This is a genomic window from Marinilabilia salmonicolor, from assembly GCF_003003035.1.
GTDB lineage: Bacteria > Bacteroidota > Bacteroidia > Bacteroidales > Marinilabiliaceae > Marinilabilia > Marinilabilia salmonicolor_A.
In genome coordinates, this window is sequence record NZ_PVTS01000004.1 from 296,114 (window position 1) to 310,726 (window position 14,613).

The following is a 14,613-nucleotide window of genomic DNA, read 5'->3' on the forward strand; positions in this document are numbered from 1 at the left end:
TGATGGCTCCTGATTGGGGTATCTTAAAACAAAAATGAAGATATAAAATGAAAAGCTTAAAACATTTAACAGTAATAGTTATCATTTTGCTTGGCGGCTGGGCATGTCAGGAGAGGGAGCACCATGATACCAACTCAGAAGTTGAGGATAAGGTTGCACAGCTGCTCAGTGAAATGACCCTTGATGAAAAAATTGGCCAGATGTCTCAGGTGGATCCCGGTGTTTTTGGTGGCCTGGAAAATCTGAAAGAGGTTGTCCGTAAAGGGGAACTGGGCTCTGTGCTGAATCTTATTGGCGCTAAAGAGGTGAATGAATTGCAGCGTTTGGCCGTAGAGGAAAGCCGCCTGGGTATTCCGCTTATTATCGGACGCGATGTGATTCATGGTTACCGCACTATTTTTCCCATTCCGCTGGGAATGGCTGCTTCCTGGAATGAGGATCTTGTAAGGGAATCCGCAGCTATTGCGGCCAAAGAAGCCGCTTCGATGGGTATCAACTGGACATTTGCGCCTATGATCGATGTGAGCCGCGATCCCCGATGGGGCCGAATTGCCGAGAGTGCAGGAGAAGATCCCCTGTTGAATTCAATGGTTGCCCGTGCTATGGTGCAGGGTTATCAGGGCGATGATCTTTCCGATCCGTTGACCATTGCAGCTTGTGCAAAACATTTTGTGGGCTACGGTGCTGCTGAGGGCGGACGTGATTACAATACCACGGTTATTTCCGATCTACAGTTGCACAATGTATATCTTCCTCCTTTCAAAGAGGCTGTTAAGGCAGGTGCGGCTACGGTAATGACCGCTTTTAATGAAATTAACGGAATTCCCGCCAGCGGTCATCAGCGCAACATCAGGGAAATCCTTAAAGATGATTACGGATTCGATGGCTTTGTGGTGAGTGACTGGGCTTCCATCCAGGAGATGATTTCCCATGGATTTGCCCGTGATCTCAAACATGCCGGTGAACTGGGCCTCGCTGCAGGGGTGGATATGGAAATGTCCAGCCGTTCATACAACGATCATCTTAAGGAATTACTGGATGAAGGCAAGGTGAAAATGGAGTGGATAGATGATGCTGTTGCCCGTATCCTTCGTATTAAATTCCGTATGGGGCTTTTTGACAATCCCTATGTGGATGAATCACTGGCAGACTCATTGCTTGTTCATCCCCAACATTTGGAAGTTGCCCGGAAACTGGCAGAAGAGAGTGTGGTGATGTTGAAAAATGAAAACAATGTTTTGCCACTGAAAAAAGGAACCAAAGTGGCCCTGATAGGTCCCTTGGCAGATCAGCCTTATGAGCAGTTAGGAACCTGGATTTTTGATGGTGACGAAAATGATTCTCAAACCGTTTTGGAGGCCTTTAATGAGTTCAACGGATCCGAAAATGTCTCCTTTGCTGAAGGGTTGGAATACAGCCGTGACAAATCAACCAACGGATTTGCACAGGTTGAGAAAGCCATTGCCCAATCGGATGTTGTGGTAGCTGTGGTAGGAGAGGAAGCTATTCTGTCGGGCGAGGCTAAGAGTCTTGCCGAACTGGATTTTGTAGGGGCTCAGGCCGAACTGCTCGAACTGGCTGCATCTAAAGGAAAACCTGTAGTCATGGTGGTCATGTCAGGACGTCCTGCCGGTTTGTACAAAACTCAGCATCTGGCAAGTTCTATCCTTTATGCCTGGCATCCGGGAACCATGGCCGGACCTGCACTGGCCAACCTTATTTTTGGTGAGACTGCTCCAGTGGGTAAACTTCCCGTTACTTTTCCAAAGGGAGAAGGTCAGGTGCCTGTTTATTATGCCCACAAAATGTCAGGGCGTCCAGCCGATGCTTCTACCTGGACGCATATCGATGATATTCCCGTGCAGGCAGTGCAGCATTCTCTTGGGAATACCAATCACACCCTTGATTATGGTTTTACTCCGCTCTATCCTTTTGGATTCGGACTTTCTTATACCTCTTTTGAGTATTCAGATTTGAGATTGTCGTCCGAAGCCGTATCTGAAGGAGAAAACCTGATGGTGACAGCCACTATTTCCAATACAGGGGATGTGGAAGGTACTGAGATTGTTCAGCTCTATACCAGGGATTTGGTGGCATCTTACACCCGCCCTGTTCGTGAATTGAAAAATTATCAGCGTGTTACTCTGGCTCCTGGAGAAAGTAAGGAAGTCTATTTTGAACTGGAGGCCCGACAGCTCGGATTTTACCATCCTGATGGAAAATTTGTGGTTGAGCCCGGTCAGTTTCATGTCTGGGTGGCTCCCAATGCAGCTGAGGGGTTGCAGGCAGAGTTTGAATTGAAATAAAAAACAGAATCTGATAGATTTTAGTTTTCCGCAGATTCTTGAATTTGTCAGGTTGTAATAGACAGAGCCTGCCACAGGTGGGTTCTGTTTCTTTGTAGAATTTTAAATCCAATGTTATGATTGTATCCTGGAAAAAAACGGTACTTCTAATTTTGCTTCCGGCTATTGTGGTTTTGCCGGGATGCATTGGAGGAAACCCGGGCGGAATGGAACTGGTGTGGAGCGAGGAGTTTGATTATGAGGGGCTGCCTGATGAAACAAAATGGAATTATGACACTGTTGGCAATTCCTACGGATGGGGAAATAATGAATTTCAATATTACACTGTACGGGATAAGAAAAATGCCTGGGTGGATGGCGAGTATTTAAATATTACTGCCGTTCGTGAGAAACGGGATGATTTTAACTATACCTCCGCACGTCTTACAACTAAGGAGAAGGGGGACTGGCTCTATGGAAGGATGGAGATCAGGGCACAGGTCCCCGGTGGTCGCGGAATCTGGCCAGCCATCTGGATGCTTCCCACAGATTGGGAATATGGTGGCTGGCCCGAAAGCGGTGAGATTGATATAATGGAACATGTGGGATACGATCCCGATTCTATTCATACAACCGTTCATACAGAGGCCTTTAACCACGGCATTGGTACCCAGAAAGGAAAAGCCACTTATGTGCCTGACTGTGAGGAAGCTTTTTATGTGTATGCCATTGAGTGGGATGAAGAAAAAATTGACTTTTTTATCGATGACAAATTGGTCTTTACTTTCAATAATACCAAAAGCGGACCGGCAGAGTGGCCTTTTGACAAGCGCTTTCATCTGATATTGAATGTCGCGGTTGGTGGCAACTGGGGCGGAGTTCACGGTGTGGATGATTCAATTTTCCCGTCAACCATGAAGGTCGATTATGTAAGAATTTATCAATAATGTTTTTTGCTTTTTCATTAATTCTGGGCGTTTCGTGTGTTTCTTAAATGCATGAAATGCCCTTTTTCTTTTTTTTATGAAAACCAACCTACTACTTCTTTTACTATTTCTTTTAGCAGTTTTCCCTGTTTTAGGTCAGGGATTTTTGCATGTCGATGGTAAATATATTTATGACGGCAATGGAGATGAATATATAATCCGAGGTCTGGGAACCGGCAACTGGATGTTGCAGGAAGGGTATATGATGAAGACGGCTGACCTGGGTGGTACCCAACATGAGTTCCGGGCCCGTCTGGAAGAGACCATCGGGGTGGCCAAAACAGACAGTTTCTACAATGCCTGGTTGCAGTATCATTTTACCCGTGCTGATGTGGATTCAATGAAAGCATGGGGATACAACACCGTGAGGGTAGCCATGCACTACAAATGGTTTACACCCCCCATAGAAGAAGAGCCTGTGGAAGGAGAAATTACCTGGCGGGACAAAGGATTTGAGATGCTTGATTCTTTGTTGGTCTGGTGCGGTGACAATCAGATGTATCTTATTCTTGATTTGCATGGGGCACCCGGGGGACAAGGTAAAGATGCCAATATTTCAGATTACGATCCGGGCAAACCGTCGTTGTGGGAAAGTGATCTCAATAAGGACAAGACTGTAGCTTTATGGGCGAAATTGGCAGAGCGTTATGCCGATGAACACTGGATTGGCGGTTATGATCTCATTAATGAAACCAACTGGACTTTTCCGGAGGGGAACAACTCTCAAATGCGAAATTTATATGGTCGTATCACTGAGGCCATCAGAATGGTGGATCAAAACCACATCATATTTATTGAAGGAAATGGGTTTGCCAACGATTTTTCCGGGCTTACCCCGCCCTGGGACGATAATATGGTCTATAGCTTTCATAAGTATTGGAACTACAATACTAAGGGCTCTATTCAGTGGGTATTGGATTTGCGCGATACTTATGATATTCCCATCTGGCTGGGAGAAACCGGCGAGAACTCCAATACCTGGTTTACCAATCTGGTGCATTTGTGCGAGTCGAATCAGATTGGATGGTCGTGGTGGCCGGTAAAAAAGTCAGGGATTAACAATCCACTTAGAGTGGAAGTGAATGAAGGGTACGAGCGGCTGCTGGAATATTGGAAGGGAGAAGGTTCGGAGATGACAGAGGAGGAGGCCTTTCAGGCTGTTCTGCAGTTTGCCGAAAATCATAAGATAGAAAACTGTATCGTTCAAAAAGATGTGATCGATGCCAAAATCAGGCAACCCCATACTACCGAAACAAAACCGTTTAGAAAGCACACCACCGGCAATCCTGTTTTCTTCACCGATTACGATTTGGGTCGTGTGCATCATGCTTATTTTGATAAGGATACCGCCAATTATCATCTGGATCAGGATGGGCAATATACCAATTGGAATCAGGGATGGGCTTACCGCAACGATGGGGTGGACATAGAGGTTTGTTCCGATGTTGCTAATACATCCAATGGTTATAATGTAGGGTGGACGGAAGATGGTGAATGGATGCAATATACCCTTGAAGTTGGAGAGGATGCTGCATGGGAGTTATCTGTTCGATATGCTGCCGCTAATGATAGCCGGATTCGTTTCGAAGCAGACGGTATGCCTTTGACACCGGTCATTTCGCTTCCCGCCACCGGAGGGTATCAATCCTGGGCAACCCTTGTGGTTGAAGACATTGTTTTACCGGCAGGAAAAGTTCAGATCAGATGCATCATCGAGCAGGGGGGAGTCAATTTGAATTTCTTTTCTTTTGACAGTCCTTCTCCTGTGGGCTTCGTCGATTTCTCGGCAGTCCTTGCAAAAACTGAATACCCCGGTAATGTGATTCAGCTTTTTTTGAATAAACCTTTCACAGGAGAGGCCAACGCCCTCCTGGGCAATGAATTTAATATTGAGGTTTCTGGTGACGAACTGGAAGTCTCTGAAGTTCTTTGGAGTGAGGAGAATCCACGGAAACTGGAGCTTTTTTTACCGGATTATCTCAATGACGGAGAAAACATTCTGATGTCTTATGCCGGAAGTTTCATCGTCAGCAATGGTCAGGAACTTTCTTCTTTCGAGTTAGAAGTTCAAAATCTTATCCCCGAAGTTTTTGAAATACCCGGAAGCATCGAGGCCGAAGATTTTGCGGTGAATAATGGGTTTGAACTTGAAGATTGTCAGGATACGGGAGGTGGACTGAATACCGCATTTGCCAATCCGGGAGATTATGTGGAATATTATGTGGAGGTAAAACAGGATGAGACTTTTCAGGTGGAATATCGGGTGGCCACGGAACGAACTGCTCCGCAACTTGTCTTTTTGCAGGAGCAAAACAGTGAATGGATCCCATTGGATACCATGACTTTTCAATCAACCGGAGGATGGCAAAAATGGCAAACGCAGACCGGGAAGATTTCTTTAAAGGAGGGTAGAGGTAAAATCCGGTTGATGACTCTTTATTCAGAGTATAATTTGAATAAAATTAAACTTTCTGTTGGGGCTTCTGTTCAAGAAAGTGTACATTTGAACAGATTAGTTTTATATCCCAATCCAGTCGATTCTTTGTTGATTGTTAATTTACCATTTCTGTCTGGTGGAATATGTCAGTTATCTGCCTATGATTTATCGGGAAATTTAATCAGGTCATGGAAGAGAAGAGGAAATAAGAGAATAGAGCTTGATGTAAAAAAATTTTCTGAGGGGCTTTATTTCTTAAAGGTTAATTATGGAACCGGTGTTGCTAACGGCAAATTTTTTGTTTCAGCATCGGGAAGAAATTAGTTCATTGCAAACAAAATAGTCCTCTTTTTTTCATAGCCATAGAGATTAATTTTGAGGACAAAAAGCCCCGGTAGTGTCACATGCCGGGGTTTTGTTTTTTTATCAGGGAATTAAAAAGAGGTGCTGGTCATTGTGTGATAGGTAAAGAAAGAGGTTTTCCCGGGTTGGATATCAACCGTGATCTGATCATTTACCGAATTACGACCTGAGAAACTCAAATCGATGGTTTGCTGCCCTGCCGGCAATGGAATTCTGGCGTATGAAACAGAATAGGGCAGCGACTGCCAGTTGCGGGTATCTGCCTTTTCGGTCATTGCATTAATGATGCTCACTATGGTTCCCAGATTCTCGTTTTCATTGGCTGCCAATTCTTCCATGGCTCGTTTTGTTGCAAGTCGTAAAAGGCTGTTGCCTAACTCTCGTACCATTCTGTCTTTCAGACTTTGAAAAGCTATTTTATTGATGTCTTGTGCCTGCTCAAAAGGAATGGTTTCCCCGTTGGCGGTAATACGTCCGTTGGAAAAAACAGGAAAGCGTTCACGGTATCGTGGAAAGGCAACGCGCAGGAAGGAGAGATCCTTAAATGCAGCTCTTTCGCGTGACGACAGGCTGTTGGCCGAATAGGTGTAGTGCAATCCCATCTCCTGGTTGCCCAGAGCAACAACGCCGTTGGACATTCCGTAATTGGAAATGGTAATTTGCCATTCCTCCTTGACGGGCCCCATGCCATTAAGCCAGAAAACAACCAATTCCCCCTGATTACTCTTCAGCGCTGGGGGAGACTGAACATTGAATTTGTTTTCATAAAAACTGACCTTATCTTCAAAGCCTGTCTTTTTTGCCGCTCTTAACAAATCTTCTTTCAACTGGCGCGGGGGCTCCAGACCAAATAATTCCTTATAATCTGTTTCGTAAATTTCCAGTGCATTTCTGTAGGCAATAAAAGCATCGTTGTAATCGCCCGCAGCCTCATAAATCATTCCCATCAGGTTGTGGGCAAATGCATCGCGCTGATATTTGTTTTTGTGATCTTTGTATTTGTCATTGAGTTGTTGCAGACGGATATTTACACGTCTGGCTTCAACCAGAGCGCCTTCATAGTCGTTGAGTGCCAGAAAAGCCAGTGATTTGTAAAAATGAACCATTACAGATTCAAAATCCTCCGGGCGATACGGTTTTACCATCGGATTGGATATCATCGACAGCGCTTCCCATCCGTAGTTTTTGGAGTAATCCTCAATGTAATAATCGGCCTGGTTCAGAAATTTGATGCTTTCGCGGTAATCATTCATCATAAACGATACCACCCCGCGATTCATAAAATACAAAACCCGGTGATTATTTTCTGCCCATTTGGTATCATTGGCCAGCAGCTTCTCTGCTTTTTCAAAATTTCCCCCGGCAATATTTGATTGCACCTGATAGGTCTTTTGGTAAAAGGTTGCACAGGCGCTCAGCAATACCACCAAAAAAACAACTGCTATTACCTTGGGAATGCGGGCCATAAATCAATGTTCAATTATCAGTTATCAATGTTCAATGTTTAATTATCAGTTATCAATGTTCAATGATCAATGATCAATGATCAATTATTATTTATCACCTATACCTTGCTTAATGATAATTGTTCATTGGTAATTGTTCATTGTTCCTTGGTAATTAATTCTTAATATATTTTCTGATTTTCTTATCACCAATCCAGACAATTTCACTGGTTTCAATATCTGTAAGCTCCAGATTCACCTGATAATAATTGACACGTTCTTTTTTATAGGTATCCACTGTGGAGTTGATGTCGCCATTCATCATAAAATCGGCTCCAAGCTCCCGGCCCCAGGCTTTGACGGTCTCAGGTGAAGCAAACTCTTGTTGGGCGGCACGTTCCTTACGCAACTCTTCCCTTTTATCTCCTGCCTGAACAAGTCTCACTTTGCCACTGTTGATAAAAGCTCTTTCAATGTCTTTGATAAAAGTCTCTGCTTCAATATGTTCATGCGATTTGTTGTAAACCAGTCCGACAATCACAACCGGTCTCTCTCCGTTGTGTTTCTCCTCAAAGTTTTTTAGCCAATGAGCTTCCAATACCTGATTAACCATGGCTTCTGCCACCATACGTGAGTCGGTGTCGTTCCAGCGCCCACTCAGGTCAATAATCTCTTCGGTATCTATGCGCTCCACTTTACGGGTGCCGCAGCTTTGCAGAAAAGCGATCATTGTGAAGAGTACGAGAATATAAGCTGTCGTTTTCATAAGTAGTTGTATTATAGGGTGAAATGTTTTGTTATAGAAATGATTTAATTATTACAGATATCTTTTAATTTGCTCTGTCAGTTGTTCCGGAGCATTATTTGCAAGCTCAAAGGTCAGATCAAGTGCATCGTCAAACTTACCGGACAGGCCTACTTTCAATTTGGCTTTTGATAGTTTTATCGTTGCTGTGGCAGGAAAACAATCATCGGCCGAATAAACAAGTAAAGCATCCGTCTCGTATTGAGTAAATTCTTTTAACTCTTCACTTTTGGGAAGGAAGAAAAAAGAAAAATCCTTTAAGGTGGCAAAAAACAGTTTCCGGTCACTAATGAGATTATCTTCTGCTTCCTTTGCATTAAAGAAACCTATAGCCTTAGTGTTAATATTTTGGCCATTCAGTTCTTTGATGAATGCTTTAACCTCTTTCAGGCACTTTTCTGATGAGGCATCAAAAAATATGCCGACATTCTTCAGGTCGGTCAGTTTTTTCATCTCAACACTGCGCGAACTCTTTTTCAGGGTTTTGTGCAGCATCCATCGGCCGAAATTTTCTCTTTGTTTTCTTAGAAGTATCACGCGGTCTCTGTTTTCAGTTATGGAGCGGATTTTAACCTGATTTTTTTATGCAAAAATCAGGCTGAAAATCATTCTTCTCCAATCAGTTCAAGAAATTGATTTTCTGATAATATTGTTACGCCTTGTTTTTCGGCTTTTTCAAGTTTGCTGGGGCCCATATTTTCTCCGGCTACCAGATAATCGGTATTTCCGGTTACAGATCCCGTGTTTTTGCCTCCATGAGCCTCAATCATCTCTTTCAGCTGGTCTCTGGAATATTTGGTGAATTTACCACTGATCACAAGCGTTTTGCCTTCCAGAACATTGGAAACAGATTCGGGAGAAGATGAATGCTCTGATCCGGCCAGTTGCAGCCCAAAAGTTTTCAACTCTTCAATCATTCTTCGGTTGGCTTCCGATTTGAAAAAGGCAATAATACTTCCGGCAATTTTCTTTCCAATTTCATCAACGGCAATAAGTTCCTCTTCTGATGCATTAGCCAGCTGGTCAATTGAAGTAAAACTGCCTGCCAGTTTTTTGGCCACGGTTTCTCCCACAAATCTGATACCCAAAGCAAATAAAACTCGGGGCCAGGGAACTTCCAGTGACTTTCGGATGCTGGAAACAATATTCCTGGCCGATTTATCTCCCAGTCGCTCCAGTGTAATAAGTTGTGAGGCTTTTATTCTGTAAAGGTCGGGGAGTGTTGTCACCAACCCTTTGCTGTACATGAGGTTTATAGTTTCTGCCCCCAGACCATCGATGTTCATGGCACGGCGCGAAATGAAATGTTCAAGTTTTCCTTTAATTTGTGGAGGACAACTGGCTGTGTTGGGACAGTAATGTGCTGCTTCACCTTCAGGACGCATCAATGGAGCGCCACACTCCGGACACTCTTTTATGAATTCTACAGGAGCACTCAGGGCCGGGCGCTCCTCTATAACCACGCCGGTAATTTTTGGGATTATTTCACCTCCTTTCTCAACAGTTACCAAGTCGTTGATGTGAAGTCCCAAACCGGATATGATGTCTGCATTGTGCAGGGATGCCCTTTTTACTGTGGTTCCGGCCAACTGAACCGGTTCCAGGTTGGCAACCGGTGTTACGGCTCCGGTTCGGCCCACCTGATAATCTACAGAAACCAATCGCGTTTTGGCTTCTTCTGCTTTAAACTTGTAGGCAATAGCCCAGCGGGGACTTTTAGCCGTGAATCCCAGCTTTTTCTGAAGGCTGATGTCATCCACCTTTATTACCGCTCCGTCGATTTCAAATGGCAGATCGTGGCGTGCAGTTTCCCAGTGTTTTATGAATTCAAAAACTTCACTGATGGTTTTACATCTCCGGGTGTGCGGAGATATTTTTAAGCCCCAGGAACGAGCCTTCATCAGGTTCTCATAGTGGCTTCCGGTTGGCAATTGTTCCGAGAGCATATAATAAAAATAGGCATCCAGTGGTCGCCTGGCTACCAGCGAACTGTTCTGAAGTTTGAGGGAACCTGCTGCTGCATTACGTGGATTGGCAAATGGCGCTTCACCGGCCTTTTCCTTCTCAGCGTTGAGCCATTCAAATCCTTTCAGAGGCAGGAAGATTTCTCCCCTTATTTCAAATACATCAGGATAATCACCATTCAGTTTCAGGGGAATTGAGCGTATGGTACGTACATTTTGGGTTACATCGTCACCAACAGTTCCGTCACCGCGTGTCACTGCACGTGCCAGTTTTCCGTCTTTATAGGTCAGGCCGATTGCAGTCCCGTCGTATTTTAATTCGCATGTATATTCAAAGTCTGAACCGGCCAGCTTTATCACGCGATTGTGAAAATCCTGTAACTCCTCTTCGGAGTAGGTGTTGCCAAGCGAGAGCATAGGGTATTTATGACTGACCTGCTCAAACTCTTTATTCAGGTCGCTGCCTACACGCATGGAGGGACTGTCGGGATCCTCAAATTCCGGAAATTCTTTTTCCAGATCCATCAATTCCCGCATTTTCAGGTCAAACTCCCGGTCACTGATTATGGGATTGTTCTCCACGTAATATCTGTGGTTATGCAGGTTCAGTTCATCCCTAAGGTGCTCTATCTTTTCTTTGGCAGCTTCCTTCTCCATTTTGTTCTCAAATATTTAAAGTGATGAGCAAATTTAGCTTTTTTGACCGAAATACGCTTCTTCCATCGGTCATTTGTCGATAACTCCTGATTTACGGAACCAGGAGAGACACTCTTTTATTCCTTTGTCAATTCCATCAAATCTTACACCCAACTCTTCTTTGGCTTTTTTAGAAGTATAAAAGTTGTTGACACATAGCATTTTTGTGTTGGTTAGTGATAGTTGTGAATTAATTCCTGATAAACGGATGATGTTGCCGATAATTCCTGCTGCGTTAAGGAAAAGAGGAGGGATTGTGATAATCATCGGATGTTTTTGTTCAATATCTCCCAGTTTGCGAAAAAAATCCCGGAATGAAAGATTTTCTCCTGCCAGCAGATAGGCCTGTCCGTTTGCTCCTTTCTCCAACGCTGCCACAACTCCATTGGCGGCATCGGTGGCGTTAACAAAGTTTTTTCCTCCCGGAGGGGCGAAAATTATCCTTTTTCTGTGTCCCATCAGTATGATCTTCCCTGAGCCGGGTTTGGCATCATAAGGGCCAATAATAAAGGTGGGATTGACCACAGAAACTGAGATTCGGTCCTGACAAGCAAAAACTTCCTTTTGCGCTTCAGCTTTACTTCGTGCATACAACGATTTTGAAAAGGGTAGTTGGATTGGCATCTTTTCATTGCCCGGATTTTCAACAGTGCCATAGCCAAAAGCATTGGCCGAACTTACAAAAACAAATTTCTTAATTTTATTGCTAATGGAGAGTTCCAGCAATTTTCTGGTGGCTTTTACATTTACCTCCTCATACTTGTGATAAGTCCGAATGCTTTGTGATGTAATAGCTGCCACGTGTATCACTGATGTGCAATCTTTCAGGATTTCTTCTATTTGATCAGGTCTGGTAATGTCACCGGTTACCAACTCCAGGTTCTGGTTGCGAGGTCCCTGGTATTTGTCAGGGTTTCTGAGCATTCCTCGTACTTTGTAGCCTGTTTCCAATAGTCTGTTAATAACGTTGGTGGCAAGCATTCCGTTGGCTCCTGTAACTAAAACTTTCGACATATCTGTTTTTGTTTCAAAGTGCCACTATAAGATTTTTTGTGTTAACTCAACCCACACCTCTCAACCCTCATCCCTAAGCTTCTTCAATTTCCCTTTTTGCAGCTTGGGTCATCAAATGCATTTTTATTTTTGGAGGCACCAGAGAAAGCAGGAATTTATTGATGTAATTGCGTTTCCCGGTAATAATATAGGGCTTCTTTTTCAGCATTTTCCGGATGCTTACCCTGGCTGCTTTTTCGGGGGTTACGAGTCCAATTTTACCCAGGAAGCCTTGCTTTTCAATGCGCCCGGTTATTTCGGCATTGGTTTTCATTGGTCCGGGAAGTACCACGCTCACAAAGACGGATGTTCCGGCTAATTCATTGCAAAGGGCTCTGGAGAAGTGTTGGATGTATCTTTTTGTGGCAGAATAAACGGTTTTGAAGCCAATGGGACTGAAGGATGCCATACTTGAGACGTTCAAAATATAGGATTCATCTTGTCGGAGCAGGTTGGGAAGTAACTGATGGGTGATGATGGACGTGGCCATTACATTAATTTGAATCAGGTTTTCAATGTAAGTTAAGTCACTTTTATGAAAAGTTTGGGTTCCTCCGGCTCCTGCGTTGTTAATCAGTATGTTGATGTCGAAATTTTTATTCGCCCACGCCGTCATTTTTAGTAGTTCGTCACGGTTCGTCAGGTCGGCTTCCCATGTTTGAGCTTCTACCCCCAGTTGGCGGCACTCTGTGGCGGTTTTTTCGATGTTCTCACCAGGCAGTGCCACCAGAATGACGTTGAAACCATATCTGCTTAATTCGAGTGCCAGTAGCTTTCCAAATCCCTGACTTCCTCCTGTTATCAGGGCATATTTTTTGTTTTTTCCCATTAAATCTTCAGTTTTTTCAACCTTTTGATTTGTCGATCGTCTTTTATGTTACAGGCTCAGGTTTTAAGTGGTTTTTCGGATTTAGAATTCCTGATGTTATCCTTTTTTAGCAATTCAAGCGCATGAATTTCGGAAAACCCGAATATAACAAATTATTTGTTCAGGCTATGTGTCTTTACTTTGGTTTTATTAATTTAGATATTTAATGTCAATTGTCTGTAAAATTTTTTCAAAGTTCTGGAAATTAAATCTTTATATTTAAATGGGTGTTTTTGATAAAAGTCAGAATATCAATGTAATACGATTTTCCTAACCTCTAACCTCTAATATCTAAAAATCTAACGATCTGTTGAATGTTGTCTAACCATTAAAAATTAAAATTATGAAGAAAACTGTATCTCTGTTGGGAGTCATTGCCCTGTTGTTTTTTGCCTCATGTGGGAGTTCGGGAGGAGATAAAACGAACGCCCCGGAAGGGACATCTGATGTGGAAGCAATTGGTGAAGAGGTGGCAGATTCCGTTTCTGTGGAAATTGAAAAAGCCCGCCTGGAGCTGGAGCAAAAAGTTGATGAGGTGGATGCTGCGCTTAATGAACTGGAGTAGTTGGTGTTATTTTTATTGAAGTGCCTTTTTGGCCGGGTTAAATTCACAAATGATCTGGTAGGATATTTTTTGTGAATAAAGCCTGTTAACTTTATAAACTATTAATTATGAAACGATTTCATTATTTATTGATATTGCTAATGCTGGCTTTTTCCGGTTCATTGGCATTTGGTCAGGGAAACAGCCAGAATGCCCGTAACAAAGGCAGGCAAAAAGCTAAAGAAGCTAAGGAAAACGTGGAACAGACCGCTGATTCGCTTCGCGAACAGTCCGAAGAGGCGGAAAAGGAATTTGAACGCAACCGCAATAACGGTAATAAAAAAGATAAGGCCCGGAAGGAAATGAAAGAGGGGATGGAGAAGGGAAAAGAGGCTTCAGAGAAAGCAAGAGGTAATGCCTTTGGTAAAGATAAGCAGGGTATGTCGGGTCGGGAATTCGGACAACAGCGCGCCCGTGAAGCCCGGGAGCAAAATCGTAAGATGCTGGATGAATCCATAAAAAAGGGAAAGGATAAATCTGAAGAGGCAAGGGAAAGAATCCGTGATGCTGAGCAGAGAACCGAGGAGGCCTACGAAGCAGGCGAAATATCTGAAGAGGAGTATGAGAAAAGAAAAGAAAAGATTGAGAAGGCGCGTGAAAAAGTAGAGGAGTTGGAGCAGGAAGTAGAGGAGGCCAATGAGGAGAAGATGAGGGAGGAAGAGGAAGCTGCCCGCGAAGCGGAAAAGGAAGCTCGTGAGGCCGCCCAGGAGGCGGATGAAACCGCCAGCGAAGCAGAAGAGGCAGCTCGTGAAGCCACTCAGGAGGCTGAGGAAGCAGCCCGTGAAGCAGAAGAGGATTAAGCGTATCAAACTTATTAACGGGTGAAGGTTTTCGGTTTTGTTGAAAATCTTCACCCTTTTTTTGGCTTTTTATTTGAGATGAGCATGATAAGGTTTGTCACAAACGAACATGTATATTATTTAGTGAGTTTCTTGGTGAAAAAAGCGCAAATCCGGCGAGGGACTAACGTTCCATTCTCCTTTTGATGCAGAAATAGTCATTCATTGAATTCTCCTGAGTTCCGCACTTTTTTTCATGTAAAAAACTTAACTTTCATTAAATCAAATTTTTAATGTATTTTTAGGTGTAAATTTGGGTGTCCCAGAG

11 protein-coding genes are annotated in these 14,613 nt (G+C 43.6%); 5 read left to right on the top strand and 6 right to left on the bottom strand.

The window, feature by feature from the left end:
- The first annotated feature begins 47 nt into the window (after positions 1 to 47).
- The 3 genes from bglX to BY457_RS06160 all read left to right on the top strand — a co-directional run bounded on the left by bglX (position 48) and on the right by BY457_RS06160 (position 6,032).
- Positions 48 to 2,306 (top strand): beta-glucosidase BglX, encoded by a 2,259-nt coding sequence (bglX, locus tag BY457_RS06150; protein WP_106152452.1) that lies wholly within the window; start codon positions 48 to 50, stop codon positions 2,304 to 2,306.
- A 116-nt stretch (positions 2,307 to 2,422) separates the two neighbouring features.
- Complete coding sequence (locus BY457_RS06155; RefSeq protein ID WP_106152453.1) at positions 2,423 to 3,232, top strand: glycoside hydrolase family 16 protein; 810 nt, start codon at positions 2,423 to 2,425, stop codon at positions 3,230 to 3,232.
- A gap of 76 nt (positions 3,233 to 3,308) precedes the next feature.
- Positions 3,309 to 6,032: a carbohydrate-binding protein gene (locus tag BY457_RS06160; protein WP_106152454.1), complete on the top strand. Its 2,724-nt coding sequence runs from the start codon at positions 3,309 to 3,311 to the stop codon at positions 6,030 to 6,032.
- Positions 6,033 to 6,142: 110 nt separating this feature from the next.
- On the opposite strand, the gene BY457_RS06165 is transcribed toward BY457_RS06160, so the two are convergent.
- The 6 genes from BY457_RS06165 to BY457_RS06190 form a co-directional block, all read right to left on the bottom strand.
- Positions 6,143 to 7,537, bottom strand: a complete 1,395-nt coding sequence (locus BY457_RS06165; protein ID WP_106152455.1) for a COG3014 family protein — start codon at positions 7,535 to 7,537, stop codon at positions 6,143 to 6,145.
- Positions 7,538 to 7,691: 154 nt separating this feature from the next.
- Positions 7,692 to 8,282 carry a penicillin-binding protein activator LpoB gene (locus BY457_RS06170; protein WP_106152456.1) on the bottom strand — a complete coding sequence of 197 codons (591 nt, stop codon included), beginning with the start codon at positions 8,280 to 8,282 and terminating at the stop codon, positions 7,692 to 7,694.
- Between the two features lie 51 nt (positions 8,283 to 8,333).
- Positions 8,334 to 8,858, bottom strand: a complete 525-nt coding sequence (locus tag BY457_RS06175; RefSeq protein WP_258861604.1) for a DUF6913 domain-containing protein — start codon at positions 8,856 to 8,858, stop codon at positions 8,334 to 8,336.
- Between the two features lie 68 nt (positions 8,859 to 8,926).
- A complete protein-coding gene (gene ligA, locus BY457_RS06180) occupies positions 8,927 to 10,942 on the bottom strand; it encodes an NAD-dependent DNA ligase LigA (RefSeq protein WP_106152458.1) in 2,016 nt (671 codons plus the stop codon).
- 69 nt (positions 10,943 to 11,011) lie between these two features.
- A complete protein-coding gene (locus tag BY457_RS06185) occupies positions 11,012 to 11,995 on the bottom strand; it encodes an NAD-dependent epimerase/dehydratase family protein (protein ID WP_106152459.1) in 984 nt (327 codons plus the stop codon).
- A gap of 73 nt (positions 11,996 to 12,068) precedes the next feature.
- Positions 12,069 to 12,863 carry an SDR family NAD(P)-dependent oxidoreductase gene (locus BY457_RS06190; protein WP_106152460.1) on the bottom strand — a complete coding sequence of 265 codons (795 nt, stop codon included), beginning with the start codon at positions 12,861 to 12,863 and terminating at the stop codon, positions 12,069 to 12,071.
- Between the two features lie 382 nt (positions 12,864 to 13,245).
- Between BY457_RS06190 and BY457_RS06195 the strand changes: the two genes are divergently transcribed.
- Both BY457_RS06195 and BY457_RS06200 read left to right on the top strand, forming a co-directional pair.
- A complete protein-coding gene (locus BY457_RS06195) occupies positions 13,246 to 13,467 on the top strand; it encodes a hypothetical protein (RefSeq protein WP_106152461.1) in 222 nt (73 codons plus the stop codon).
- A gap of 107 nt (positions 13,468 to 13,574) precedes the next feature.
- Positions 13,575 to 14,306 carry a hypothetical protein gene (locus BY457_RS06200; protein ID WP_146130958.1) on the top strand — a complete coding sequence of 244 codons (732 nt, stop codon included), beginning with the start codon at positions 13,575 to 13,577 and terminating at the stop codon, positions 14,304 to 14,306.
- The last annotated feature ends 307 nt before the right edge of the window (positions 14,307 to 14,613 follow it).

Bases quoted from the DNA above. Each gene is read 5' to 3' on its own strand.
- bglX (WP_106152452.1), top strand. From the start codon at position 48: ATGAAAAGCTTAAAACATTTAACAGTAATAGTTATCATTTTGCTTGGC.
- BY457_RS06185 (WP_106152459.1), bottom strand. From the start codon at position 11,995: ATGTCGAAAGTTTTAGTTACAGGAGCCAACGGAATGCTTGCCACCAAC.
- BY457_RS06155 (WP_106152453.1), top strand. From the start codon at position 2,423: ATGATTGTATCCTGGAAAAAAACGGTACTTCTAATTTTGCTTCCGGCT.
- BY457_RS06170 (WP_106152456.1), bottom strand. From the start codon at position 8,282: ATGAAAACGACAGCTTATATTCTCGTACTCTTCACAATGATCGCTTTT.
- BY457_RS06165 (WP_106152455.1), bottom strand. From the start codon at position 7,537: ATGGCCCGCATTCCCAAGGTAATAGCAGTTGTTTTTTTGGTGGTATTG.
- BY457_RS06195 (WP_106152461.1), top strand. From the start codon at position 13,246: ATGAAGAAAACTGTATCTCTGTTGGGAGTCATTGCCCTGTTGTTTTTT.
- BY457_RS06200 (WP_146130958.1), top strand. From the start codon at position 13,575: ATGAAACGATTTCATTATTTATTGATATTGCTAATGCTGGCTTTTTCC.
- BY457_RS06190 (WP_106152460.1), bottom strand. From the start codon at position 12,863: ATGGGAAAAAACAAAAAATATGCCCTGATAACAGGAGGAAGTCAGGGA.
- ligA (WP_106152458.1), bottom strand. From the start codon at position 10,942: ATGGAGAAGGAAGCTGCCAAAGAAAAGATAGAGCACCTTAGGGATGAA.
- BY457_RS06160 (WP_106152454.1), top strand. From the start codon at position 3,309: ATGAAAACCAACCTACTACTTCTTTTACTATTTCTTTTAGCAGTTTTC.